Genomic DNA, 22,900 nt, shown 5'->3' with positions numbered 1-22,900 from the left:
TAGCGCCCCGCTGCCATCACCGCACAATGCGAGAGGTAAAGCGTCCTGTCTGGCTGGTCCTGGCCGCCATCATTGCCTTCGGGCTGCTGGCTATCCTTCTGGTTTCGGCTTCATGACACCGCTTGAAGCGCTTCAGGCGCGCATCGATGCCGGCGATCTGACACGCGATGAAGGTCAGCTGGCCGCTGCTGCGGCGCTGAGCGAACTGCACCGGCAACTGGCAGGCTGGCGAATTCAGGATGGCTGGTTCCGGCACAAGACGCCGCCGCCGAAAGGCCTCTATCTCTGGGGCGGTGTCGGACGCGGCAAATCCATGCTGATGGACCTTTTCTTTGAGCGGGCGCCAATCCGCAAAAAGCGCCGGGTCCACTTCCACCAATTCATGCAGGAAACCCATGCGCGCATTGGCGCCTGGCGCAAGCGGCAGGACCGGAAGCGCGGCAAGGACGATCCGATTCCGCCGGTTGCGCAGGCGATTGCAGACGAGGCCCGCCTGCTTTGCTTTGACGAGTTTCAGGTCACCGATATCGCCGACGCCATGCTGCTGGGCCGGCTGTTCGACAGCCTGTTCGAGATCGGCGTGGTCGTCGTCGCCACATCGAACCGGGTACCCGATGACCTCTACAAGGACGGGATCAACCGCCAGCTTTTCCTGCCCTTCATCGACCGGCTGAAGGAAACGCTGGATGTGATGGAGATCGCTTCCGGCGAGGATCACCGCTTGCGCCAGCTGACAGCGGCCCCGGTCTATTATTCTCCGCTGGACCCGGCAGCGGACGAAGCGATGGAATCGGCCTGGTCCCGCCTCACCCAGGGGGCCCGACCGCAAGCCTGTACGATCAGCGTTCAGGGCCGGGAGGTCGAGGTGCCGAAAGAGGCGGCGGGCGTTGCCCGCTTTACCTTCGAGGAATTGTGTGCTCGCCCACTGGGCCCGGCCGACTATCTCCAGCTGGCCGCGCGCTTCCATACGCTTCTGGTCGAGCGCGTGCCGCGGCTGAGCCCGGAAAAGCGCAACGAGGCGAAGCGCTTTGTCACATTGATCGACGCCGTCTACGAAGCGAAAACCAAGCTGGTCATGAGCGCCGATGCCGAGCCGGACGATCTTTATCCGGCTGGCGATGGCGCTTTCGAGTTCGAACGCACGGCCTCGCGCCTGATCGAGATGCGGACCGAGGAATACCTCTCCGCTGCTCATGAAGATGCGATCGCTGAAGGGGAAAACTGATGTCACGATCCATCGGTCTGGATGCCACACTCACCGACTATGTCCGCAGGGCGAACCCGGCGGAGTCTGCCGCCCTGAAGCGCTGCCGCGAGGAAACCGACGGCCGCCAGGACGCGATGATGCAGATCAGTCCCGAACAGGGCGCTTTCATGAAGATGATGGCGCGCATGGTGGATGCAAAAATCGCGGTCGAGGTCGGCGTCTTCACCGGTTATTCCGCCATGGCGGTGGCCGAGACCATGAAGGAGCGCCACGGCTCGAAAGCCCGTCTTTATGCTTGTGATGTCTCCGACGAGCTGGTCGGGATTGCTGAAGGATACTGGAATGAGGGCGGCGTGGCCGACATCATCCAGCCGGTCATCGGCGATGCCCGCGAAAGCCTGATCGGCCTGATCAATGATGGTCTGGTGGAAAGCGTCGACATGATGTTTGTCGACGCCGACAAGACCTCCTATCCCGACTACTACACGGCCGGCATGACGTTGTTGCGCCCTGGCGGCGTGATGCTGTTCGACAATGTGTTGTGGAACGGTTCCGTCGCCGATCCGGCCAAGTCCGATCCGGACACGGACGCGCTGCGAGCTATCGCCGAGAAGGTCAACAATGATCCACGCGTTGACAATGCCTTCACCGCCATCGGCGACGGGCTGTTGATTGCGATGAAGCGCTAGTCGGTCACCAGATTCCAGCCGAATTCGTAGAAGCGCTCTCCCGAAATATCGGAAATGGTCGCGATCAACTGATTGCCGACGCGCTCATAGACGATGCGCTGGGGGAATTCATTGTCCGGGTTTTCGAACGTGACGCGGCTGGCTTCCACGCTGGTTGATGGAAAGCAGACTGCTTCATTGCCGCCAGGCTGGGCACAATAGGTGGCGCCGGCCTCCGTGACAGCGATCAGCAGGAATTCATAGCCGCGCGCCTGTCCATCGATCACTGTCCGGTTGACGCCGAGATAGAGGCCACCATCGCCATTGGTCCAGAACTCCTCGGAAACCTGGCCACCCTCGGCTGAGCGCCAATGCCCCTCCATCCAGCCAAGATCATTGGCGTGAACCGCGGGTGTAACGGCAAGAAGGGCAGGCAGAACAAGAAAGCGCATGGCTGAACTCCACGGATTTCTGGACAGTCTAGCGTCATTCCGCAGGTCTGTCGCTTGCCCTGTTTTGCCAGCGGGTCTAGATCAGCGGCAATCCTACCCATTCAGCCAGGGAGCACCCAATGGCCCGCAAGAAAATCGCCCTTATCGGTTCCGGAATGATTGGCGGCACGCTCGCGCATCTCGCCGCAAAGAAGGAAATGGGCGACATCGTCCTGTTCGACATTGCCGAGGGCATGCCGCAGGGCAAAGCCCTGGACCTGTCCCAGTGCGGGCCGATCGAAGGCTTTGACGCGAAGATCAAGGGCTCGAATGATTATGCCGATATCGCCGGCGCGGATGTGGTGATTGTCACTGCCGGCGTGCCGCGCAAGCCGGGCATGAGCCGCGACGACCTGCTGGGCATCAATCTGAAAGTCATGAAGTCGGTGGGTGAGGGCATCAGGAATAACTGCCCCGACGCTTTCGTGATCTGCATCACCAATCCGCTGGACGCCATGGTGTGGGCGCTGCGCGAATTTTCCGGCCTGCCTCACAACAAGGTGGTCGGCATGGCGGGCGTGCTCGACTCGGCCCGCTTCGCGACCTTCCTGGCCTGGGAGTTCGATGTTTCGGTTCGCGATGTGAACGCTTTTGTGCTTGGCGGACACGGTGACACCATGGTGCCGGTCCTGTCCTATTCGACCATCAACGGTATCCCGGTTGCTGATATGGCCAAGATCAAGGGCGTGGCCGAGAGCCGCCTCGATGAAATCGTCGACCGCACCCGCAAGGGCGGTGGCGAGATCGTCGGCCTGCTGGGTAATGGCTCGGCCTATTATGCGCCGGCCTCCAGCGCTATCGCCATGGCCGAAGCCTATCTGGGCGACCAGAAGCGCATCCTGCCCTGTGCCTCCTATGTGGATGGCAAGTACGGTGTGGACGGCCTCTATGTCGGTGTGCCGACTGTGATCGGCTCTGGCGGCACCGAGGATGTGATCGAGATCGAATTGTCGGACGAGGAAAGCGCCAACCTTCAAGTCAGCGTCAATGCGGTGAAGGAATTGCTGGAAGCCTGCAGGAGCCTCGACTCGTCGCTGGCCTAGTGTCCGCCTGACATTTCCGGGAATTCAAGCGCCCTCCCGTCCGGGAGGGCGTTTTCCTTGGGTCAGAAACCGAGCCCGGCAAGCGGCAGTCCGGTATTCAGCCGCATCAGCTCGAACGAGACCGCCAGCATGAAAGTGGTCCAGGCAAAGACCGGCCACATCAGCGATCCGGCTAGTTTGTGGGCCCGTCCGATCAGCGACATCGTCAGAATGGTGACGATCCAGCTGCCGAGGATGGCATAGAAGGCAACGGCGACATCCCGAAGGATAACAAACCCCGCCAGCCATCCGGCCGACGCAATGAACAGCAGCGTGACCAGGAACATAGACGCCCAACGGCACCAGCCATGGCCGAAGCGGTCAACCATCCACAGAACGAAGGCCATCCACATCGTCTTGGCAATCCACAGCCAGGTCAGCACCATGACCGGCGGCAGCCAGACGGGATGGTTCAGGTCTTCATACACCCATTCGACAATGCCTGTGGCAAAGGCCAGGCCGGTAATCAGGCCGGTGAGGCCTGCCGCAGCGATCCAGTACACTGCGAGGCGTATGATTGTGGGACGGTTTTCTCGGTCCATTAGAGGTCCTGTCCTGTTTAGCGACAAGCAACCTCCCTCATGCGCAAGTATTGCGCCATTTCGGGCAGAAGCAAGGCAGTTCGGCTTGCGAAACACTGTCAGCGGGCGTAAGCCCGCCGGCCACCAGCGCTTTGGGAGGAAGCTATGCCGGTCGATATTTCCAGTTTCGGTCCCCGTCTCGAAACCGGGCGGCTGATCCTCCGCGTGCCCGAGGAGCGCGACCTCGAACCTCTGGCCGAGGCTATGGCGGATGAGGAAACCGCACGTCATATCGGTGGCACCCAGACCCCGCCCATGGTCTGGCGCTCGCTCTGCGGCATTGTCGGTCACTGGGCGATGCGCGGCTATGGCTTCTTCACCATTGAGGACAAGGCGAGCGGTGAGTGGCTGGGCCGGGTCGGACCCTGGTTTCCGCATGGCTGGCCGCAGCCGGAAGTAGGTTGGACGGTCAAACGTGAAGCCTGGGGCAAGGGATATGCGTCAGAAGCCGCTGCACGCTGTCTCGACTGGGTGTTTGATGATCTTGGCTGGGAGTCCGTGGTTCACCTGATCCACAAGGACAATATCGGCTCGCAGGGCGTTGCCCGGAAACTGGGGTCCAAAAACTGGAACAAGCCGGTTGAAGTGGCAGGCTTCGGCATCATTGTCGATCAATGGGGCCAGACCCGCGAGGACTGGAAAGCCCGCGCGGGCTAGATCCAGCCCTTGTCTCTCAGATCCGCATAGAAGCTGCGGCTGACCGGCGCTTTCAGCCCGTTTGTCAGCGTCAGCTCGGCCCGCCCGCCGGCTTTTTCGGCATGGTCGATCGCGGCCCGCGCCACCCACCAGGACCGGTGCGTCTGCGCGCCTTCAAGGCTTTCGGCAGCGGCCATGGCATCACTCAGCCGCATCAGGATCAGCGCGTCACCGCGGCTGGTGTGGACGCGCAGATAATGGTCTTCGGATTCCAGTGCCAGAAGATCGGCTGTGCGTAGCCGGACCGGCAGCTTGTCCGTCAGGGCGCGGCCGGGCCCGGTCCCGTTCGTCGTCTGGTCCGGGCGCTCCAGCATCCAGGTCAGAGTGGAAACGCCCGCCGAAATCACGAAGACAAAGAAGTAATAGATCGGGATCTGCAACAGGGACGGCATGGGCCCGACGGCCGCCTGGATGGCGATTACGGCCAGCGTGACCGGGACAGACACCATGGCGGTGATCAGTGCATAACGGGGGAAGGTCGACAGTCCCGGGGCCAGGCGGGTCAGCAGCCGCTCGCTCAGCTCGCCGGCACCGCCACCGAGAAACAGGAGCCCGACCCAGTAGGTCCAACGCCACAGGAAGGGCAGCGCGTCTGTATCAAGCGGGCTGATCAGCGTCAGGAAGGTCCCGGTTCCGCCCAGAAAAACGAGACGGCCGCCATGGGTTTTCAGGAATTCATTGACCCGGTCCACTGTTCCGGCCGCTCCATTCACGTATCGCGACTGGAAACCTAGCGTCATTCGCGTCGGGATACAGCCCGCTTACGAAGTCCCGCTACCAGTCCGCGCAGCTATCTGTCAGCTCCCCTCCATCACGTCCTTACATGACCGGGAGTCAGACCATGAATGCTATTCGTCACCTCGCCATCGGCTTCGGCCTTGTTACCCTTGTTGTCGGTTTCGCCCTCATACAGGGCGGCATCCTCCAGGACGGATATCTGGCCGCCTATGCCCGCCAGTTCCAGGGAATGGCTAGCGGCTTTCAGCTGAATTTTGGCGCGTTCGCGCGCGCGCCTGTTATCGTTCAAATTCATGCGGCCGCTGCCATCAGCGCCCTGGTCCTCGGCCTGATCCAGATGCTGGCGCCAAAGGGAACGATCCCACACCGCACGCTGGGCTATGTCTGGGCCTTGCTGATGGTCACGACAGCGGCGACCGCCATCTTTATCCGCCAGATCAATCCGGGCGGCTTCAGCTTCATCCATATTTTCGTGCCGCTGACCTTCTTCGGCCTGTTCGGGGTCATCACCCATGCCCGCGCCCTGCGTGCCGACAAGCACCGTAATGCCGTGTTCGGCCTGTTCTTCGGAGCGCTGATCGTGCCTGGCCTGTTTGCCTTCATGCCGGGCCGGCTGATGTTCCAGATGTTTTTTGGCGGCTAGGCTTCACAGTCAGTTGAACTCGATTACCATCTTCTCAGTGCCGGAGGTTGCAGACCCGTGCCAGTTTGCCGGCCTGTTTGACTGGAAACGCACTGAGGGGAAGACCATGAAAGCTTTTCACCTGGCTTTGCTCGCGACGGCAGTTCTGTCAGCGCCATCACTGGCGCAGGAAGACTGGCGCCGCGAAGCTGCCGCCGCCTTGCCCGAAACCGGCGAATTGCATTTGCAGCTACTCTACGAAGACGAGGCAGATGGCTTCATGCGCCTCGGCTGGCAGCGCGATGATGAGGGCGGCGTGCTGCGCTATTATGACCGGACAATGTGGGCCAGCCCGGAAATCTACGAGACCATGGGCGCCTCTGTTGATCTCGAAACGCTGGCACCCATCGATGTCGCCATCCGTTTTCACCAGCAATCGGCCATCCTCTCTGTCGAGGCTGTTGCGCAGGACGGCGTGATGACCGGCGGGCGCTCGATCATCCAGCCCTTCGTCGGCGAGCAGGCGGCACCGATCAATGTGCCCGTCACCGAGGGCATGGTGATGCGCGAGGCGGTATTCCTGCTGGCTCAGACCCTGCCCCTGGAGGCCGGGGACAGTATTTCATTCGACTGGTTTGCCTCGATGGCGGGTACTGCGGCGAGCGTTACCATCACGGCCGTAGATGGCGGGCGCATCGATACGCTCAGCGGCCGTCATGACACGATCCGGCTCGAGCTTCGCGGCAGCGTGCCGGAGAATGATATCTATGTGACCGATACGGACGGCGTTCGTCAGGTTGTGCGGATAGATGTTCTGGGTCAGCCCATGCGCTTCGAGGCACTCCCAGTTCCGGCTGAAGACTAGATGCGGGAATTTGTCCCGCTTGCGGCTTGATCGATTCCAGGGCTGAAGTACTGCTCGCGGTACAGGCCCAGCGAATCCGTTTTCAGGACAGAATTGCCCGCTACCAGGCCAATGTACCAGGGCTGGATCGCTAGGCGGCGCCCGTCTTTCGCTGGACGGATTGTCGCGCTTGCCGTTTTGCTCTTGTCGGGCGTTGGCGGGGCCCTATCTAAGGGATTGTGACGAACCCTCGTCGCCCCGCCCGAAAACCCTCCGGGTGGAATGACGAACAGGCGCCGCTGTCCCTCCCCCCAGACCGACAGCGGCGCTTCCTGTTTGGCGAACAGGCTGGAAAGCGCTATGCCGCAAACCAAGGCATTTCCTGGGACGTTTCCATGCGCGTATTCCTGAAAACCCTGCAGGCCCGCCTGCGTGACCCGCGGCAATTCTCCGTGCCTTCGCCCGACCGGCTCTGTCCGATCTGTGGCTATGAAGGCCGTTTCCTGGCTCTGGGGACACCGCCACGCTGGGATGGACGTTGCCCGAATTGCGGCTCGCGGGAACGCCACCGGCTTTTGCATCTCTGCCTCGAGCGCGAAGGCATTGATCTGAAAGACGGCCGCGAAATCCTGCACTTCGCGCCGGAAGGCTATTTCAAGAAGATGATGGGCGATGCGCCCAACTACCACACCGCCGACCTGGTGCCGGGCAAGGCGCGCCATGCCATGGATATGTCCGACATGACGTTCGGGGATGAGAGTGTCGATTGTGTGCTCGCCCACCATGTCCTTGAACATGTGCCGGATGACAAAAAGGCGATGCGCGAGAGCTTCCGGGTTCTGAAGCCCGGCGGGCTGGCGATTTTCTCGGTGCCGCAGAACTGGGCCCGGGCAGAAACCTATGAAAATCCCGAGGTCACGTCCGAGGCCGATAAATACGCGCACTACGATGATGCCGCCCACGTCCGCTATTACGGCCGGGATTTTGCCGATCGCGTCCGTGAAGCGGGTTTCGAGGTTACCGAATGGCGCCTTGAGCCACAGGACGAGCCGAAATACGGGCTCTACAAGGGCGACGTCATCTATCTCTGCCGCAAGCCGGGCTAACTGCGCTCCAGCACCAGGTGAACCGACACCGGGATCACCGGCGTGATCGAATTGAGATTGACGCTGGCCCGCAGCGCATCGAGCCGCTCATCCAGCCCGAAATCGCGAATGTCGACCAGTACAGGTTCAATGCTGGTGACGCTGACCCGGTTTTCCGCCAGGCGGGTGATACGGATATCGGCCCAGGCCTCGCGAACCTCGCCGGAAAAAGCGACGGCCAGCGGCAAGGTCATCGTCATCGGTTCGCCGGTGGTCAGATCATCGAACGCCACCGGATCGACCTGCGCTGAAACTGTGATCTGCGGAAATTCAGGGGTCAGGAAAAAGATGTCCTGAAGCCGGAAATTCCGGTCATCGACATAGGTCTCGACGCTTTCGGTCATGATCGTCAGCTGGATGGCGCCGGTTTCGCTGATCCCGCCCCGGAAACGCTCGAACCGGCTGACCTCGACGACATTGCCATTCTTCACCGAGACGAAGCTGACATCCGACAGGCTGGCCCGGATTTGCCAGTCGCCGCTCTGCACAGGCGCCGGTTGGGAGCAGGCCACCAGGGCCAATGCCACAAAAAACACGCTCCAAGGCTTGAACATCGGGCCACCTTCCTGTTGCTTCGGGCAAACTGTTACCGCGAGTCTAGGACGCCTGCCGTGATTTTCTACCGCAATGTTGCTTCTGTCATGCTGGCGATCGCCATCTGGCAAATTGCCAATGGCCTTCTGAATGTGATCTTGCCGCTGACCATGGCCGAAGCCGGCTGGTCCGGTGTTGCCATCGGTTCCATTGCGTCTGCCTATGCGCTGGGCTTCATGGCGGGGGCATTCTATGCGCCGCGGCTGATATCCCGGATAGGGCATATCCGGTCTTTCGCGGCTGCCGGCGGGTTGGCCGCTGCGGCAACCCTGTTTCTCGGTACAGATACCAGCGTCTATCTCTGGTTTGCGCTCAGATTGATCTTTGGCGCCAGCGCTGCCGTCCTCTTTGCGGTCGCGGAAAGCTGGATTGCGGATGCGACACCGGCTGACAAGCGCGGTGGCGTCATTTCCGCCTATCAGATCGCCGGCCGGGCCGGGATCGTGATCGGCCCCTTCCTGATCGCGGCCGGAGCCGAAGGCGTGGGGGCAGCCCTGTTAACGGCGGGTGCCTTCCTCGCGCTTGCCATCTCACCCATTGCTATTACAGGCAAGGCGCAGCCGGTTCTTCCGGACCGTGTTCCGGGTTCACCGCTGGACCTGATCCGGATTGCGCCCGCCGGTGCCATTGCGGTTCTCACCGCCGGTCTCGTCAATACCGGCGTACTGGCCTTCATTCCGATCTGGGCCGGCAATCTCGGCACACCATCGGAAGACGCCAACATGACCACTGCGGCAGCTCTGGTGATGGGCGTGATCTATGCCGGCTCCATGGCCAGCCAATGGCCTGCGGGGCGAATATCCGATCATTTCGACCGCCGTCATGTCATGGCCGCCCTGGCTGCAGCCTGGGCCCTTGTTTCACTGGTGCTGACGGCATTCGTCGATCCCGGAATTATGCTGGGTGTGATCCTGATCGGCCTTTGGGGTGCGACCTCGCTGGCGCATTACGGTATTGCTGTTGCCCATGCCGCCGACAGGGCCGACCCCGGCGAGCTGCCGACCATGGCATCGGGCCTCTTGCTGGTCTGGGCAGTGGGGTCTGTTATCGGCCCGCTGATAACCGGTGCGCTTTATGCCAGCCCGCTGGGCATGCGCGGCGTATTCCTGTTTTCCGCCCTGGCCGGTTTGGCAATGGCGGGCGCAATGTTCCTTCGAGGGCGCGTCCGGCCGAAAGTCTCCGAGGCCGAGCGCGAGGAGTTCGTCAATCTGCAGGCCACCTCTGCCGCGCTGGTCGAGCCCGGTGAGGAGAGCCCCACTGAATAGCCCCTGCATTTGCACGGTCTGACTCGCATTGCACCGCAACATGCCGGTGTTATAAGCCCCCGGTATCTTTTCGCCTGTCCGCCGATTCTCACGCGAGGCTTCCAGACATGAATATCCACGAATACCAGGCCAAATCCCTCCTCAAATCCTTTGGTGCACCGGTCGCCGACGGTGGTGTCGCCATGACCCCCGCCGAAGCGGAAGCCGCAGCCAAGCATCTGCCCGGCCCTTTGTGGGTGGTGAAGGCGCAGATTCATGCCGGCGGACGCGGCAAGGGCAAGTTCAAGGAGGCCGCAGCGGGTGAAAAGGGCGGCGTTCGCCTGGCCAAATCACCGGCTGAAGTGCGTGAGTTCGCTTCGCAAATGCTGGGCAATACGCTGGTTACCAAGCAGACCGGCCCGGCCGGCAAGCAGGTCAACCGCATCTATGTGGAAGATGGCGCCGACATCGCTCGCGAGCTCTACCTCTCGGTTCTGGTGGATCGCGCCACCAGCCGCGTCGCCTTTGTCTGCTCCACCGAGGGCGGCATGGATATCGAGGCCGTGGCTGAAGAAACCCCGGAAAAGATACACACCGTACATGTCGATCCGGCCGCCGGTTATGCGCCCTATGTGGGCCGCAAGATCGCTGCCGCGCTGGAGCTGGAAGGCGATCAGGTCAAGCAGTGTGTGAAACTGATGGGCCAGCTCTACAAGGCCTTTGTCGAGAAGGACATGGCCCTGCTCGAGATCAACCCGCTGATCGTCACAGACAAGGGCAATCTGCACGTCCTCGATGCCAAGGTCGGCTTTGACAATAATGCGATGTACCGCCATCCGGACATCGCCGAGCTGCGCGACCTGACCGAGGAAGACGAGAAGGAAATCGAGGCCTCCAAGTATGACCTCGCCTATATCGCGCTCGACGGGGATATCGGCTGCATGGTCAACGGGGCGGGGCTCGCCATGTCGACCATGGACATCATCAAGCTCTATGGCGCGGAACCCGCCAACTTCCTCGATGTCGGCGGCGGCGCCTCGAAGGAAAAGGTGACGGCCGCGTTCAAGATCATCACCGCCGACCCGAACGTCAAAGGCATTCTGGTCAATATTTTCGGCGGCATCATGAAGTGCGATGTCATCGCCGAAGGCGTGATTGCCGCGGTGAAGGAAGTCGGCCTGCAAGTGCCGCTGGTCGTGCGCCTGGAAGGCACCAACGTCGAGAAGGGCAAGAAGATCATCTCCGAATCCGGCCTCGACGTGATCCCGGCCGATGATCTCGACGATGCCGCCCAGAAGATCGTGAAAGCGGTGAAGGGCTAGGGAGTCTTGGCCAATCTGTTCCAGATAATCTTCATGATCGGTCTGCCGGTCGCAGCCGGCGGCTTTGCCGCCTGGTATCTGCGCACCCGCCTGGCCGGCATGCGCTGGAACATCTACGCCTTCTCGCTGATGATCGGGCTTCTGACCCCGGTCCTGATCGGTCTTCTGGTCGCGCAGGCCATGATCGGACGCATCGAGAGCACGACAACCCTGGTCATTCCTATGCTGATGGGCGTCTCCGCCGGGACGGGCTGGCTCGCCGGTGCGCTGATGTTCCGCTTCAACGGGAGTGGATCATGACGCAGCGCGAGGACTTCACCTTCTTCCACGAACACCGTGTGCGCTGGGCCGAGGTTGATCCCCAGGCGATCGTCTTCAACGCGAACTATTTCGTCTTCGTCGACCACGCCGTGACCGAGTATTTCCGCGCCAATGACTTGATGTGGGACCGCACGCTGGAACGCGGCTACGACTTCTTCACCGTCAATGCCAATTGCAATTTCCGTAGCCCGGCAAAGCTGGACGAGCTGATCCATATCGGCTTCCGCTGCAAGCGTTTCGGCACGTCCTCGGTGGATTATGCCTTCGGTATTTTCCGCGGCGACGAACTACTGGCGGACGGCACGATGACCTATGTCTGCGCGGATGCCGAAACCCGCCGACCGAAACCGCTTCCCGAGGATTATACCTCGCGCATTCTCGCATTCGAGAAGCACCCTATTGAAACGAAACAAGCTGCCTGAGGTTCGAGACTATGGCCGTACTCGTCGACAAGAATACCAAGGTGATCTGCCAGGGCCTGACCGGCAAGAATGGCACCTTCCACACCGAACAGGCCATGGCCTATGGCACGCAAATGGTCGGTGGTGTGACGCCGGGCAAGGGCGGTCAGACCTGGACTGGCGAGGAGAATTCAGGCTACTCCCTGCCGATCTTCAACACGGTCGGCGAAGCGCGCGAGGCGACCGGCGCCAATGCCACGGTCATCTATGTGCCGCCGCCCTTCGCCGGTGACGCCATCCTGGAAGCCATTGATGCCGAGATCGAGCTGATCGTCACCATTACCGAGGGCGTTCCTGTCTCTGACATGGTCAAGGTCAAGCGCGCCCTGACGGGGTCGAAATCGCGCCTCATTGGTCCGAACTGCCCGGGAGTCATCACGCCGGGCGAGTGTAAGATCGGCATCATGCCGGGTCATATCCACAAGCGCGGCACAGTCGGCGTAGTCTCACGCTCGGGCACGCTGACCTATGAAGCTGTCAAGCAGACCTCGGATGTGGGTCTCGGTCAGTCCACCTGCATCGGCATTGGCGGTGACCCGGTGAATGGCACGAATTTCATCGATTGCCTCGACATGTTCCTGGGCGATGACGAGACCCAGTCCATCGTCATGATCGGCGAGATCGGCGGATCGGCCGAGGAAGAGGCCGCGCAATTCCTGAAGGATGAGGCAAGGAAGGGCCGCTCCAAGCCGGTCGTCGGCTTTATCGCCGGCCGCACTGCGCCTCCGGGACGCACGATGGGCCATGCCGGTGCCGTCGTTTCCGGTGGCAAGGGTGGAGCCGAGGACAAGATCGAAGCCATGAAATCGGCCGGCATCACCGTGTCCGACAGCCCGGCGCGGCTGGGCACGACCATGGTCGAGGTCTTGAAAGGCTAACCGGAAGCACAAAGTGACCGGATGCCGGGCCATGAAAACCGGCATCCATACCGGCAGCAGGGTTTACATGGGGGGTGACCCGCCGGAAACATAACCCATCAGGCGAATTTGCGGGAATCGCCTTACAGGAACGGATATGTCCGAAAACAAGCGCACCGACGCGAACCAGGCTTTCCTTGAAACCTCCTTCCTCTATGGCGGGAACGCCCAGTATGTAGAGCAGATGGCTGCGGCCTGGGCCGAGGATGCCTCTTCTGTGCCTGCCGAATGGCGGCGTTTTTTCGAGGAAAATGGCGTGGACGCAGCGGCCTCCGGCCGTGCTGCGCGTGGTGCCAGCTGGCGGCGGGCCGGTTGGCCGCCCGAGCCGAATGGCGATCTCACTTCGGCGCTGGGGGCGATTGATGCCGCCGCCGAGCCGGCCCTGATCGAGAAAGTTGCCGAGCGTTTGCCGGAGGCCGATCCGGCCGAGATCCGCAAGGCGACTCAGGATTCGATCCGCGCCATCATGATGATCCGCGCCTATCGCATGCGCGGTCATCTGGCGGCGAATGTCGATCCGCTTTCACTCACCAGCTTCGGTCCGCAGCCGGAATTGCAGCCGGAATCCTACGGCTTCGGCCAGGCCGATATGAACCGTGAAATCTTCATTGACGGCTATCTGGGCCTCGAGACCGCGACACCGCGCCAGATGCTGGACATTCTGCGCCGTACCTATTGTTCCACGGTCGGCGTCGAGTTCATGCACATCTCCAACCCGCAGGAGAAAGCCTGGCTGCAGGAGCGCTTTGAGGGACCGGACAAGGGCGTCAACTTCACTGCCGAGGGCAAGAAGGCGATCTTCTCGCGTCTGATCGAGACCGAGGCCTTCGAACGCTTCCTGCACAAGCGTTATCCGGGCACCAAGCGTTTCGGCATTGATGGCGGCGAATCCATGGTGCCGGCGCTGGAACAGATCATCAAGCGCGGCAGCCAGATGAGTGTCACCGACATGATCTTGGGCATGCCACACCGTGGCCGCCTGAACGTGCTGGCCGCCGTCATGGGCAAGCCCTATCATCAGATCTTCCATGAATTCCAGGGCGGCTCCACGCAGGGCGGGGGAGAGTTCGGCTCCGGCGATGTGAAATACCATCTGGGCGCCTCGTCCGACCGGGAATTCGATGGCAAGACCGTCCACCTCTCTCTGACCGCCAACCCGTCTCACCTCGAGGCCGTGGACCCGGTTGTGCTGGGCAAGGCGCGGGCGAAGCAGACCAAATACCGGCGCGAACAGGGCGATGAGGTAAACACCGCCGAACAGGTTTTGCCGCTGCTTCTGCACGGCGATGCCGCCTTTGCTGGCCAGGGCATTGTCGCGGAATGTTTCGGCCTGTCGGGTCTGAAGGGTCACCGCACCGGCGGCGCGATCCATTTCATCGTCAACAACCAGATCGGCTTTACGACCAATCCGAAGGATTCCCGCTCCTCGCCCTATCCGTCCGATGTGGCGCTGATGGTGCAGGCCCCGATCTTCCACGTGAATGGCGACGATCCCGAAGCCGTGGTCTATGCCGCCAAGATGGCGACCGAATACCGCCAGATCTTCGGCAAGGACGCCATCATCGACATGCTCTGCTATCGCCGCTACGGCCACAATGAGGGCGATGACCCGACCTTCACCCAGCCGATCATGTACAAGGCGATCAAGAGTCATCCCACGACGCGCGAGCTCTACCAGCAGCGTCTGGTGGCCGAGGGCGTGCTGACCGATGCCGAAGCGGAGCAGATGGCGCGGGATTTCGACGATTATCTCGAAGCCGAATTCGAGAAGGGACGCGAGTTCAATTCCCGCGATGCCGACTGGCTGGATGGTGTCTGGTCAGGCCTCGGCCTGCCAGAGGATGATGACCGCCGCGGCGAAACCGCCGTACCCGTCGACAAGCTCACCGAGCTGGGCGAGAAGCTGACAGAAATTCCCGAAGGGATCGCCATCCACAAAACGCTGAAACGCGTGCTGGAAGGCCGGAAATCGGCTATCGAGGCTGGCGAGGGGCTCGACTGGGCAACGGCGGAAAGCCTGGCGTTTGCTTCACTTCTGGACGAGGGATTCCCTGTGCGCCTGTCGGGGCAGGATTCCGGCCGCGGCACTTTCTCGCAACGTCACTCGCATATCATCGATCAGGAAACAGAAGAGCGCTATACGCCGCTCAACGAGCTGGGCACCGCGCCCGTTCGCTACGAGGTGATCGACTCGATGCTTTCCGAAGAAGCCGTGCTCGGCTTCGAATACGGTTATTCGCTGTCGGCCCCGAATACGCTGGTCATGTGGGAAGCGCAGTTCGGCGATTTCGTGAATGGCGCGCAGGTCATCATCGACCAGTTCCTGGCCGCCGGTGAACGCAAATGGCTGCGCATGTCCGGTCTCGTCATGCTGTTGCCGCACGGCTATGAAGGTCAGGGTCCGGAACACTCCTCGGCGCGCCTTGAACGGTTCCTGCAGCTGTGCGCCCAGGACAATATGCAGGTCGCGAATTGTTCGACGCCGGCGAATTATTTCCACATTCTGCGCCGGCAGATTCACCGCAATTTCCGCAAGCCGCTCATCCTGATGACGCCGAAATCCCTGCTGCGTCACAAGAAGTGTGTCTCCACCCTGGCGGCGATGGGCGAGGGCTCATCCTTCCATCGCGTGCTCTGGGATGATGCCGACGCCAATGTCCGGCCGGAAGGCGCGACCGAGGTCACCAGCACGAAACTGGTGGCCGAAGACAAGATCCGCCGCGTCGTGATGTGCTCGGGCAAGGTCTATTACGATTTGCTGGAAGCCCGCGAGGAAAAGGGCATCGACGATGTCTACCTGTTGCGGATCGAGCAATTCTATCCGATCCCGGCGCGCTCCATGCTGCAGGAATTCCAGCGTTTTCCGAATGCCGAACTGGTCTGGTGCCAGGAAGAACCCCAGAATATGGGCGCCTTCACCTTCATCCAGCCGACGCTCGACTGGATCCTCGCCCAGACCGGCGGGACACAGACCCGGCCGCTTTATGCCGGACGGTCCGCAGCCGCCTCCACGGCTGCCGGGACCGCCGCCGCCCACAAGGCGGAACAGGATGCACTGATTAACGAGGCTCTGGCCTGAACTCCGAGAGACAAGGACTCAAACCGACATGACCGACATCAAGGTTCCCGAACTGGGTGAATCCGTTTCCGAGGCGACGGTCGGTGCCTGGAATTTTGCCGAGGGTGATGCTGTCAACAAGGATGACATCCTGGTTGAACTGGAAACCGACAAGGTTTCCATCGAAGTTCGCGCCGAGGAGGCCGGCACGCTGACGAAGATCGTCGCCGCCGAAGGCGACACGGTCGAGATCGGCGCCAAGCTGGCCGAGCTGGGTTCGGGCGATGCAGCCGCGTCGGAAGACACGTCGACTGAAGAGCCGGCTGAGGAGGACGCGCACACCGGGGCATCGGCCGACGAAGCGCCTGTCCCGGATGACAGCGCTGGCGAGGGCGGCAATCTCGTCGAGGCGAAGATCCCGGAAATGGGTGAAAGCGTTACCGAGGGGACGGTCGGTGCCTGGCTGGTGGATGTCGGCGCGGCCGTGAAAAAGGACCAGGCCCTGGTCGAGATCGAGACCGACAAGGTGGCCGTGGAGGTTCCCTGCCCGGTCGATGGCGTACTCGAGGAGCGTTCGGCCGAGGAAGGCGATACGGTTTCGCCCGGCGATATCGTGGCGAAGATCCGCGAGGGTGGTTCTGTTCCTGCTGCAGAGCCGAAAGCCGAACCGGCGGCGGAGGAAACTTCACCAGAGCCTGCTCCTTCATCCGAAGTGAAGGCCATGCCGTCTGCGGCCCGTATTGCCGAGGAAGAGAATATCGATCTTTCGAAGATCGAGGGCACGGGCAAGGATGGCCGCGTGACCAAGGGCGATGCGCTCAAGGCTCTGGACGGCGGCGCTGAGGCTCCGGCTTCTGCTGCGCCTGCGCCGGCCGCCCCGCGCGAAGACGATCCGCGCGAGGAACGCGTGAAGATGACCCGTCTGCGCCGCACCATCGCCAACCGGCTGAAGGACGCGCAGAACACGGCCGCCATGCTGACCACTTTCAACGAGGCGGATATGTCGGCGATCATGGCAGCCCGCAAGCAGCACCAGGACGCCTTTGTCGCCAAGCATGGTGTGAAGCTCGGCTTCATGAGCTTCTTCGTGAAGGCCTGCGTCAACGCACTGAAGGATATCCCCAACGTCAATGCAGAGATCGACGGCGAGGATATCGTCTACAAGAATTACTATGACATGGGCGTGGCGGTCTCGACCGAGCGCGGCCTGGTTGTGCCGGTCGTGCGCGGTGCCGACACGATGTCGCTGGCGGATATCGAGAAGAAGATCATCGAGCTGGGCACGAAGGCGCGTGATGGCAAGCTGACCATTGATGAAATGCAGGGCGCGACCTTCACCCTTTCCAATGGCGGTATTTTCGGCTCGCTCCTGTCAACGCCGATCCTTAATGCGCCCCAGTCCGGCATTCTCGGCATGCACAAGATTCAGGAGCGCCCGGTTGCAGAGAACGGCCAGGTCGTGATCCGTCCGATGATGTATCTGGCGCTGTCCTATGATCACCGTATCGTCGACGGCAAGGAGGCGGTGACCTTCCTGGTCCGCGTCAAGGAAGCCCTGGAAGATCCGCAGCGGCTTCTGTTCGATATCTAGGGCGACCGAGAAACCCCTCCCCATTTTCCTGAATTCGCGCTAGCGTTTCAGCGAACAGGGGAGGGTTCATCATGTTTGAAACACAAGCAAAGACGCCGGTCTGGTTCTGGATCGTTGGCGTGATCGGCCTGTTGTGGTTTTCCATGGGCGCGTTTGATTATGTCGCCACGCAATATCGGCTGGATTTCTACATGTCGGAATTCACGCCGGAACAGTTGGAATTCTTTTATGGGTTCCCGGCCTGGTACAAGGCGATCTGGGCGATATCGGTGTGGACGGCCGTGATCGGTTCCGTCCTGCTTCTGATCCGGAACAAGCTGGCCTCGCTGATGTTCTTCATCAGCCTGATCAGCTTCATCGTCAGCGCGATCTACAGCTATGGCTTCACCAATGCGATGGAGATGATGGGCGGCATCGGATCCATCATCTTCTCGATCGTCATCTTTCTTTCGGTACTGGCCTTTTTCTGGCTGGCACGCTGGGCCGCCGGGAAAGGCATCCTCCGCTAGCTTCCGGAGTTGAATCCCGCACGGGGCGGTTCTAGGTAGGGGCCAGTTTCTCCTGCCGCACGAAAGGCCGCCCCATGTCCCAGACCTATGATGTCGTCATTATCGGTGGCGGGCCGGGTGGCTATAATTGCGCCATCCGCGCCGGCCAGCTGGGCCTGAAGACCGCCTGTATCGAGATGCGCGACACGCTGGGGGGCACCTGCCTGAATGTCGGCTGCATTCCCTCGAAGGCCTTGCTGCACGCCTCTGAACTCTACGAGACCGCGGAAAAGGATTTCGCCGGCTTCGGTATCAAGGTGAGCGGTCTCGAAGCCGATCTGGCAAAGATGATGGGCGGCAAGGCCGAGGCTGTGAAGGGCCTGACCGATGGCGTTGCCTTTCTCCTGAAGAAGAACAAGGTCGACCATATCCGCGGCAAGGGCCGGATCGCTGGCAAGGGCAAGGTGGAAGTCGATGGTCCCGACGGCAAACAGACGCTGGAAACGAAGCATATCGTCATTGCCACTGGGTCTGAAGTGACGCCGCTGCCCGGTGTCGAGATTGACGAGGAGCACATCGTTTCCTCAACGGGCGCGCTGGAGCTTAAAAAGGTGCCGGAAAAGCTGGTACTGATCGGCGCCGGTGTGATCGGGCTGGAGCTGGGCTCGGTCTGGCGCCGCCTGGGTGCCGACGTCACCGTGATCGAATATCTCGACCGCATCCTGCCCGGCATGGACAGCGAGATCGCCAAACAGGCCCAGCGCATCTTCAAGAAACAGGGCATGGCGTTCGAGCTCTCCCGCAAGGTCACCGGAATCGAGAAGACCGATGCCGGGCTGGTTGTTGCCACCGAGGCCGCCGATGGCGGCAAGGAAAAGACATTCGAGGCGAATGTTGCCCTCGTCTGCATTGGCCGCCGCCCCTATACGGACGGGCTCGGCCTGGAGACCGTTGGTATCGAGACCGACAAGCGCGGCTTCATTGCCAATGATCACTACAAGACCAGCGCCGACGGCGTCTGGGTGATCGGTGATTGCACGCACGGACCGATGCTGGCGCATAAGGCGGAGGATGAGGGTGTTGCCTGCGCCGAGCGGATTGCCGGAAAGGCAGGTCATGTGAATTACGGCGCCATTCCGGGTGTGGTCTATACCAATCCCGAGATCGCCTGTGTGGGCGCCACCGAGGATGACCTCAAATCCGAGGGCCGCAAATACAAGACCGGTAAATTCTCCTTCATGGCCAATTCGCGCGCCCGCGCAAACCATGAAACCGACGGCATGGTGAAGCTGCTGGCCGATGCCGAGACGGATGAATTGCTGGGCGCGCACATGATCGGCAAGGGTGTCGGGGAAATGATTTCCGAGCTTTGTCTGGCGCTGGAATTCCGGGCCGCCTCCGAAGACATTGCGCGGACATCACACCCGCACCCGACCATGACCGAGGCAATCCGCCAGGCGGCAATGGGGGTCGAAGGCTGGACGATGCAGGCCTAGATCCCGGCATTCTGACGAAAAGTTCAGAGCCAGAATCAAAAACTTGTGGTATTATCCTTGCCATCAGACGAGCGTTTGCGAGGCGCTTTGTCTGTGATCGGACAATTCGGGTTGGGTGGCGTTATCAGGGATGAGCAGCGCCACTTTTACCATGAGAGACGGAGCGGAAATGCTCGAGATCAAGGCTGAAAGACTGAAACTGGTGGCGCTCGATGCGCGGCTCGCCGGGTTGCAATCGAGGGCGCCCGAGGCGTTTTTCGAAGCGCTGGGCGTTCAGTCCGAGGCCAGCTGGCCGCCCGAGCTGATGGACAAGTCCGCCATGGACTGGTGCGAGGAACAGCTGAGCGCACAGCCGGATGCAGAAGGCTGGTATTTCTGGGCCTTCATCTGGCCGGGCTTCATGAGCGGCATGGACCGGCTTGTGGGAGGTGGCGGGTTCAAGGGCCCGCCGGACCAGAACGGTGCCGTCGAGATCGGCTATTCCATGCTGGTTTCGTTCCGCGAGCAAGGCCTCGCCACCGAAGCCGTCAATGCGCTCGTTGAGTGGGCCTTTTCCAGCGGGCAGGTGCGCGAAGTTGTGGCGGAAACCCTGCCGCACCTCATTGCTTCCCAGCGTGTATTGGAAAAGACCGGCTTTGTGGAAACCGGTTCGCGTGAGGAAGACGGGATGAAGATCCTGCGCTTTGCCCTGCAACGCGAGAAAGCGGCCGCCTAGCGGCCGGTCAAATTCCTCAGCTCGTCCAGATAGGCAATCCAGGCCTTTCGCCCCGCAGGGGTCAGCGTCAGCGTGGTTCGCGGCCGGCGATCAACAAAGCTTTTGTCGACAGCGATATAGCCAGCCTCCTCCAGCTTGCGCATATGAACAGAGAGGTTTCCATCCGAAGCCTCTGTCTTCTGCTTCAGCTCGGTAAAGCTGGCCTCGCTGACAGCCGATAGATAGGCCATGATGGCGAGGCGCAGCTTGCCGTGAATGATTTCGTCGAGCGCCCCGGCATTGAAATCGTCCTTACTCATCGCTGGCGCCTGGTTCCTTGCCGAGCAGCCGGAAGCCGGGCAACACGGCGGCGAACAGGATGATGGCGCCGACCAGCAGGTAGAGTTCCGGACGGCCATAGAACGCCGGCGAGAGGGCCGCCCCGGCAATCGACATCCACGCCGGACCGTAGAGCCATTTCTCCGACGACAGGGCTGCGGTGACCGAGAAGGCAATGGCATAGCCAAACAGCGCGATTGTCAGAATGGAATCGAAAAGCAGGGGCGGCGCATCCAGCGCTGTGACCGAAAAGATCACGCCCGCAAAATAGAGCCCGATCCCGATCCCGACATATTGCCAGGCGACCCGGTTGACCCGGTTGCCAATCGAGCCGCAGCCGGGCTTGGCTGCCATGCTGCGTGACGCCAGGAAAGTTGCGATCATGCCCAGCACGCCATAGCCGATCCAGATCGCGCCAAGGGCGGATGCCTCCAGTGGCAGCACGCCGGTCAGGATCGACCAGTGCGCCAGGCAGGCAATGACGCCCAGCCCGCCCCAGATAATCAGATAGCGGCCGCCGACCAACGGCGCTTGGGCGCCGGACTCCGCAACGCTTCGAAGATAGTCGAGATCGGATTGGGAGGACGTGTTCATTTCCTTATCTCCAAATAACTTTAAAACATAAAGTAACAGGAAAAACCGATCGCACAAGGGGAAAGTGAGGCGGGCAATCCCGCTCTGGTCAGGAAGGCATACTCAGTTCCGGCGCGCGCGAGGATGGGCTGCCGCATGCACGCGGGCCAGCTGTTCTCCTTCGACGGCCGCATAGATCTGCGTGGTCGACAGGCTGGCATGCCCCAGCAATTCCTGGATGGTCCGCAGATCGCCTCCTCCCGCAAGGAGGTGGGTGGCAAAGCTGTGGCGCAGGGCATGCGGCGTCGCGCTGGCTGGAAGCCCGAGACGCGAACGCAGATCTGTGGTCAGCGACTGGACAGCGCGCGCGCCCAGGGCACCGCCACGGATGGCCCTGAAGGCGGCTTCTGCCGGGTCGAGAGCAAAGGGGCAAAGCGCGACATAGCGTGCCATGGCCTCGCGCACGGCGGGTAGAACGGGAACCAGCCGTGTCTTCTGCCCCTTGCCGGTGACGCGGATCACCTCGCCCAGCGGAAGGTCGGACCCCGTCAGGGCCAGCGCCTCACTGATCCGCAGACCGCAGCCATAGAGCAGCATCAGAACGGCCTCGTCGCGCGCCGCGACCCAGTCGGGCTTCTCGCGGGCGGCGGTTTCCGCAATCATCTGCCGGGCGGCGTCGGCACTGATGGGCTTTGGCAGGCTGCGCGGCACCTTCGGTGTTTCCACCAGGCCGAGAGCGCTGCCATCCACGCCCCAGCGCCGTTCGATATAGCGATAGAAGCTGCGGACCGAGGACAGGAATCGCGCCAGTGACCGTGCCGAAACGCCCTCGCGCCGCCGGCTGGCCAGCCAGGCACGATAGTCAGAGGCTCTCAGGGAGCCGAGATCGCCGATGCTCAGGCGCGCGCCGCGATGGGCAAACTGGAAATCAAGAAAGCCCTCGACATCGCGTCCATAGCTTTCGACGGTTTTCTCGCTGTAGCGCTTTTCCCCGGCCAGATGATCCAGCCAGGCCGACAGGGCAATATCGGCGGGCGCGCCTACGCCCTCGTCAGCCATTGCGAGAGGCGGCTTTCAATGCCGCGGGCGACGAAGTTGAGAACTTCCGTGCCTTGTCCGGAATGAAACTGATCGGGCTCACGCGCTGCCAGCGCCAGAAGGCCGGTCTGGCCATTGGCCTCGATCCGGCACAGCGCATGGCTGCCCATCTCGCCGCCATAGAGCGTGCGCGCTGTGCGGCGGCTGCATCCGCCAGTGTAGTCATTGTGATCGCCGAGCAGTTCATCCGTCAGGCCTTCGGCGCAGGGATGAATGGCTTCCGAGACAATCATCGGTGTCGAGCCTTCCAGATAGAGGCGGGCCTTGTCGACACCCAGAGCGGCCGGGGCCTCCCAGGCCAGCTTGTAATCCAGCTCGTCCAGATCGGCACAGTCGAACAGGGACAAAACAAAACTCTGCGCGCGGGCCATCAAGGCCAGATTCTCGCGGGCCAGATGGGCCATCGCCTTGTGCCGCTGTCTCAGCTCGCGGACTTCGCCCAGCAGGCGGTCGCGGACAACGCGGCCAAGGTCGGCCACTCCCTCCGGTGCACCCGCCAGATGCGACATCAGCTCGGCATCCCTGCGGACCCAGTCCGGGTTTTCGATCAGCATCTGGCGCAGCATGGCGCGATCCATCGGCGCGGGCGCAGCGCCCGGCTTCTCAAGTAAATCTGTCAATGTCCCACCA

The 22,900-nt window shown here is 61.6% G+C and carries 25 protein-coding genes; 17 read left to right on the top strand and 8 right to left on the bottom strand.

The features are described 5' to 3' along the window. The first annotated feature begins 112 nt into the window (after positions 1-112). The gene (gene zapE, locus V0U79_RS11140; protein ID WP_330199591.1) at positions 113-1,225 is read left to right on the top strand and encodes a cell division protein ZapE; all 1,113 of its coding nucleotides are present in this window, start codon (positions 113-115) and stop codon (positions 1,223-1,225) included. Continuing rightward, a complete protein-coding gene (locus V0U79_RS11135; RefSeq protein WP_330199590.1) occupies positions 1,225-1,896 on the top strand; it encodes an O-methyltransferase in 672 nt (223 codons plus the stop codon). Before zapE ends, V0U79_RS11135 begins: the two co-directional genes overlap by 1 nt. Here V0U79_RS11135 and V0U79_RS11130 read toward each other — a convergent pair. Beyond that, positions 1,893-2,327 carry a DUF6265 family protein gene (locus tag V0U79_RS11130; RefSeq protein ID WP_330199589.1) on the bottom strand — a complete coding sequence of 145 codons (435 nt, stop codon included), beginning with the start codon at positions 2,325-2,327 and terminating at the stop codon, positions 1,893-1,895. The genes V0U79_RS11135 and V0U79_RS11130 overlap by 4 nt on opposite strands. A 119-nt stretch (positions 2,328-2,446) precedes the next feature. On the opposite strand from V0U79_RS11130, the gene mdh reads away from it, so the two are divergent. Next, positions 2,447-3,409 carry a malate dehydrogenase gene (gene mdh / locus V0U79_RS11125; RefSeq protein WP_330199588.1) on the top strand — a complete coding sequence of 321 codons (963 nt, stop codon included), beginning with the start codon at positions 2,447-2,449 and terminating at the stop codon, positions 3,407-3,409. A gap of 62 nt (positions 3,410-3,471) precedes the next feature. Here the strand turns inward: mdh and V0U79_RS11120 are convergent, their stop codons facing one another. Further along, entirely contained in the window at positions 3,472-3,990 is a 519-nt protein-coding gene (locus tag V0U79_RS11120) for a TspO/MBR family protein (RefSeq protein WP_330199587.1), read from the bottom strand. Between the two features lie 144 nt (positions 3,991-4,134). Here V0U79_RS11120 and V0U79_RS11115 point away from each other — a divergent pair, with 144 nt between their 5' ends. After that, positions 4,135-4,686 carry a GNAT family N-acetyltransferase gene (locus V0U79_RS11115; protein WP_330199586.1) on the top strand — a complete coding sequence of 184 codons (552 nt, stop codon included), beginning with the start codon at positions 4,135-4,137 and terminating at the stop codon, positions 4,684-4,686. Here V0U79_RS11115 and V0U79_RS11110 read toward each other — a convergent pair. Continuing rightward, a complete protein-coding gene (locus V0U79_RS11110) occupies positions 4,683-5,465 on the bottom strand; it encodes a LytTR family DNA-binding domain-containing protein (RefSeq protein ID WP_330199585.1) in 783 nt (260 codons plus the stop codon). The genes V0U79_RS11115 and V0U79_RS11110 overlap by 4 nt on opposite strands. 101 nt (positions 5,466-5,566) lie before the next feature. Here V0U79_RS11110 and V0U79_RS11105 point away from each other — a divergent pair, with 101 nt between their 5' ends. The 3 genes from V0U79_RS11105 to V0U79_RS11095 all read left to right on the top strand — a co-directional run bounded on the left by V0U79_RS11105 (position 5,567) and on the right by V0U79_RS11095 (position 8,035). Then, positions 5,567-6,106, top strand: coding sequence for a DUF2306 domain-containing protein (locus tag V0U79_RS11105; RefSeq protein WP_330199584.1), 540 nt, complete (start codon positions 5,567-5,569; stop codon positions 6,104-6,106). Positions 6,107-6,212: 106 nt separating this feature from the next. Then, on the top strand, positions 6,213-6,950 hold the full coding sequence (locus tag V0U79_RS11100) for a hypothetical protein (RefSeq protein WP_330199583.1): 738 nt from the start codon (positions 6,213-6,215) through the stop codon (positions 6,948-6,950). A 374-nt stretch (positions 6,951-7,324) separates the two neighbouring features. After that, positions 7,325-8,035 carry a class I SAM-dependent methyltransferase gene (locus tag V0U79_RS11095; RefSeq protein ID WP_330199582.1) on the top strand — a complete coding sequence of 237 codons (711 nt, stop codon included), beginning with the start codon at positions 7,325-7,327 and terminating at the stop codon, positions 8,033-8,035. Here the strand turns inward: V0U79_RS11095 and V0U79_RS11090 are convergent. Next, positions 8,032-8,628 (bottom strand): YceI family protein, encoded by a 597-nt coding sequence (locus V0U79_RS11090; protein ID WP_330199581.1) that lies wholly within the window; start codon positions 8,626-8,628, stop codon positions 8,032-8,034. The two genes, V0U79_RS11095 and V0U79_RS11090, sit on opposite strands and share 4 nt — an antisense overlap. Here V0U79_RS11090 and V0U79_RS11085 point away from each other — a divergent pair. From V0U79_RS11085 to V0U79_RS11040, 10 genes are all read left to right on the top strand, one after another. Continuing rightward, complete coding sequence (locus tag V0U79_RS11085) at positions 8,542-9,933, top strand: MFS transporter (RefSeq protein ID WP_330199580.1); 1,392 nt, start codon at positions 8,542-8,544, stop codon at positions 9,931-9,933. The genes V0U79_RS11090 and V0U79_RS11085 overlap by 87 nt on opposite strands. Before the next feature lie 107 nt (positions 9,934-10,040). Next, positions 10,041-11,234, top strand: a complete 1,194-nt coding sequence (sucC, locus tag V0U79_RS11080; RefSeq protein WP_330199579.1) for an ADP-forming succinate--CoA ligase subunit beta — start codon at positions 10,041-10,043, stop codon at positions 11,232-11,234. Positions 11,235-11,240: 6 nt separating this feature from the next. Then, complete coding sequence (locus V0U79_RS11075; RefSeq protein ID WP_330199578.1) at positions 11,241-11,534, top strand: hypothetical protein; 294 nt, start codon at positions 11,241-11,243, stop codon at positions 11,532-11,534. Further along, on the top strand, positions 11,531-11,977 hold the full coding sequence (locus V0U79_RS11070; protein ID WP_330199577.1) for an acyl-CoA thioesterase: 447 nt from the start codon (positions 11,531-11,533) through the stop codon (positions 11,975-11,977). The genes V0U79_RS11075 and V0U79_RS11070 overlap by 4 nt, the downstream gene beginning before the upstream one ends. A gap of 11 nt (positions 11,978-11,988) precedes the next feature. Next, complete coding sequence (gene sucD / locus V0U79_RS11065; protein ID WP_330199576.1) at positions 11,989-12,894, top strand: succinate--CoA ligase subunit alpha; 906 nt, start codon at positions 11,989-11,991, stop codon at positions 12,892-12,894. A 136-nt stretch (positions 12,895-13,030) separates the two neighbouring features. Continuing rightward, a complete protein-coding gene (locus tag V0U79_RS11060) occupies positions 13,031-16,012 on the top strand; it encodes a 2-oxoglutarate dehydrogenase E1 component (protein ID WP_330199575.1) in 2,982 nt (993 codons plus the stop codon). A gap of 28 nt (positions 16,013-16,040) precedes the next feature. Continuing rightward, positions 16,041-17,582, top strand: coding sequence for a 2-oxoglutarate dehydrogenase complex dihydrolipoyllysine-residue succinyltransferase (gene odhB / locus V0U79_RS11055; protein ID WP_330199574.1), 1,542 nt, complete (start codon positions 16,041-16,043; stop codon positions 17,580-17,582). Positions 17,583-17,653: 71 nt separating this feature from the next. Next, the gene (locus V0U79_RS11050) at positions 17,654-18,091 is read left to right on the top strand and encodes a hypothetical protein (RefSeq protein ID WP_330199573.1); all 438 of its coding nucleotides are present in this window, start codon (positions 17,654-17,656) and stop codon (positions 18,089-18,091) included. Positions 18,092-18,165: 74 nt separating this feature from the next. Then, a complete protein-coding gene (gene lpdA, locus V0U79_RS11045) occupies positions 18,166-19,566 on the top strand; it encodes a dihydrolipoyl dehydrogenase (protein ID WP_330199572.1) in 1,401 nt (466 codons plus the stop codon). Positions 19,567-19,735: 169 nt separating this feature from the next. Beyond that, the gene (locus V0U79_RS11040; protein ID WP_330199571.1) at positions 19,736-20,281 is read left to right on the top strand and encodes a GNAT family N-acetyltransferase; all 546 of its coding nucleotides are present in this window, start codon (positions 19,736-19,738) and stop codon (positions 20,279-20,281) included. Here V0U79_RS11040 and V0U79_RS11035 read toward each other — a convergent pair. From V0U79_RS11035 to V0U79_RS11020, 4 genes are all read right to left on the bottom strand, one after another. Then, positions 20,278-20,580, bottom strand: coding sequence for a winged helix-turn-helix domain-containing protein (locus tag V0U79_RS11035; RefSeq protein WP_330199570.1), 303 nt, complete (start codon positions 20,578-20,580; stop codon positions 20,278-20,280). The genes V0U79_RS11040 and V0U79_RS11035 overlap by 4 nt on opposite strands. Then, complete coding sequence (locus V0U79_RS11030; protein WP_330199569.1) at positions 20,573-21,193, bottom strand: hypothetical protein; 621 nt, start codon at positions 21,191-21,193, stop codon at positions 20,573-20,575. Before V0U79_RS11030 ends, V0U79_RS11035 begins: the two co-directional genes overlap by 8 nt. Before the next feature lie 102 nt (positions 21,194-21,295). Further along, positions 21,296-22,231 (bottom strand): tyrosine recombinase XerC, encoded by a 936-nt coding sequence (locus V0U79_RS11025; RefSeq protein ID WP_330199568.1) that lies wholly within the window; start codon positions 22,229-22,231, stop codon positions 21,296-21,298. Beyond that, a complete protein-coding gene (locus V0U79_RS11020) occupies positions 22,213-22,890 on the bottom strand; it encodes a DUF484 family protein (RefSeq protein WP_330199567.1) in 678 nt (225 codons plus the stop codon). The genes V0U79_RS11025 and V0U79_RS11020 overlap by 19 nt, the downstream gene beginning before the upstream one ends. Between the last annotated feature and the right edge of the window lie 10 nt (positions 22,891-22,900).

Source organism: Hyphobacterium lacteum (genome assembly GCF_036330345.1).
GTDB classification, from domain to species: domain Bacteria; phylum Pseudomonadota; class Alphaproteobacteria; order Caulobacterales; family Maricaulaceae; genus Hyphobacterium; species Hyphobacterium lacteum.
This window is presented reverse-complemented; position numbering and strand designations above follow the sequence as displayed.

Bases quoted from the DNA above. Each gene is read 5' to 3' on its own strand.
- mdh (WP_330199588.1), top strand. From the start codon at position 2,447: ATGGCCCGCAAGAAAATCGCCCTTATCGGTTCCGGAATGATTGGCGGC.
- V0U79_RS11060 (WP_330199575.1), top strand. From the start codon at position 13,031: ATGTCCGAAAACAAGCGCACCGACGCGAACCAGGCTTTCCTTGAAACC.
- odhB (WP_330199574.1), top strand. From the start codon at position 16,041: ATGACCGACATCAAGGTTCCCGAACTGGGTGAATCCGTTTCCGAGGCG.
- V0U79_RS11130 (WP_330199589.1), bottom strand. From the start codon at position 2,327: ATGCGCTTTCTTGTTCTGCCTGCCCTTCTTGCCGTTACACCCGCGGTT.
- V0U79_RS11040 (WP_330199571.1), top strand. From the start codon at position 19,736: ATGCTCGAGATCAAGGCTGAAAGACTGAAACTGGTGGCGCTCGATGCG.
- V0U79_RS11100 (WP_330199583.1), top strand. From the start codon at position 6,213: ATGAAAGCTTTTCACCTGGCTTTGCTCGCGACGGCAGTTCTGTCAGCG.
- sucC (WP_330199579.1), top strand. From the start codon at position 10,041: ATGAATATCCACGAATACCAGGCCAAATCCCTCCTCAAATCCTTTGGT.
- V0U79_RS11135 (WP_330199590.1), top strand. From the start codon at position 1,225: ATGTCACGATCCATCGGTCTGGATGCCACACTCACCGACTATGTCCGC.
- V0U79_RS11090 (WP_330199581.1), bottom strand. From the start codon at position 8,628: ATGTTCAAGCCTTGGAGCGTGTTTTTTGTGGCATTGGCCCTGGTGGCC.
- lpdA (WP_330199572.1), top strand. From the start codon at position 18,166: ATGTCCCAGACCTATGATGTCGTCATTATCGGTGGCGGGCCGGGTGGC.
- V0U79_RS11050 (WP_330199573.1), top strand. From the start codon at position 17,654: ATGTTTGAAACACAAGCAAAGACGCCGGTCTGGTTCTGGATCGTTGGC.
- V0U79_RS11035 (WP_330199570.1), bottom strand. From the start codon at position 20,580: ATGAGTAAGGACGATTTCAATGCCGGGGCGCTCGACGAAATCATTCAC.
- V0U79_RS11105 (WP_330199584.1), top strand. From the start codon at position 5,567: ATGAATGCTATTCGTCACCTCGCCATCGGCTTCGGCCTTGTTACCCTT.
- V0U79_RS11025 (WP_330199568.1), bottom strand. From the start codon at position 22,231: ATGGCTGACGAGGGCGTAGGCGCGCCCGCCGATATTGCCCTGTCGGCC.
- V0U79_RS11095 (WP_330199582.1), top strand. From the start codon at position 7,325: ATGCGCGTATTCCTGAAAACCCTGCAGGCCCGCCTGCGTGACCCGCGG.
- V0U79_RS11070 (WP_330199577.1), top strand. From the start codon at position 11,531: ATGACGCAGCGCGAGGACTTCACCTTCTTCCACGAACACCGTGTGCGC.
- V0U79_RS11120 (WP_330199587.1), bottom strand. From the start codon at position 3,990: ATGGACCGAGAAAACCGTCCCACAATCATACGCCTCGCAGTGTACTGG.
- V0U79_RS11110 (WP_330199585.1), bottom strand. From the start codon at position 5,465: ATGACGCTAGGTTTCCAGTCGCGATACGTGAATGGAGCGGCCGGAACA.
- V0U79_RS11115 (WP_330199586.1), top strand. From the start codon at position 4,135: ATGCCGGTCGATATTTCCAGTTTCGGTCCCCGTCTCGAAACCGGGCGG.
- sucD (WP_330199576.1), top strand. From the start codon at position 11,989: ATGGCCGTACTCGTCGACAAGAATACCAAGGTGATCTGCCAGGGCCTG.
- V0U79_RS11030 (WP_330199569.1), bottom strand. From the start codon at position 21,193: ATGAACACGTCCTCCCAATCCGATCTCGACTATCTTCGAAGCGTTGCG.
- zapE (WP_330199591.1), top strand. From the start codon at position 113: ATGACACCGCTTGAAGCGCTTCAGGCGCGCATCGATGCCGGCGATCTG.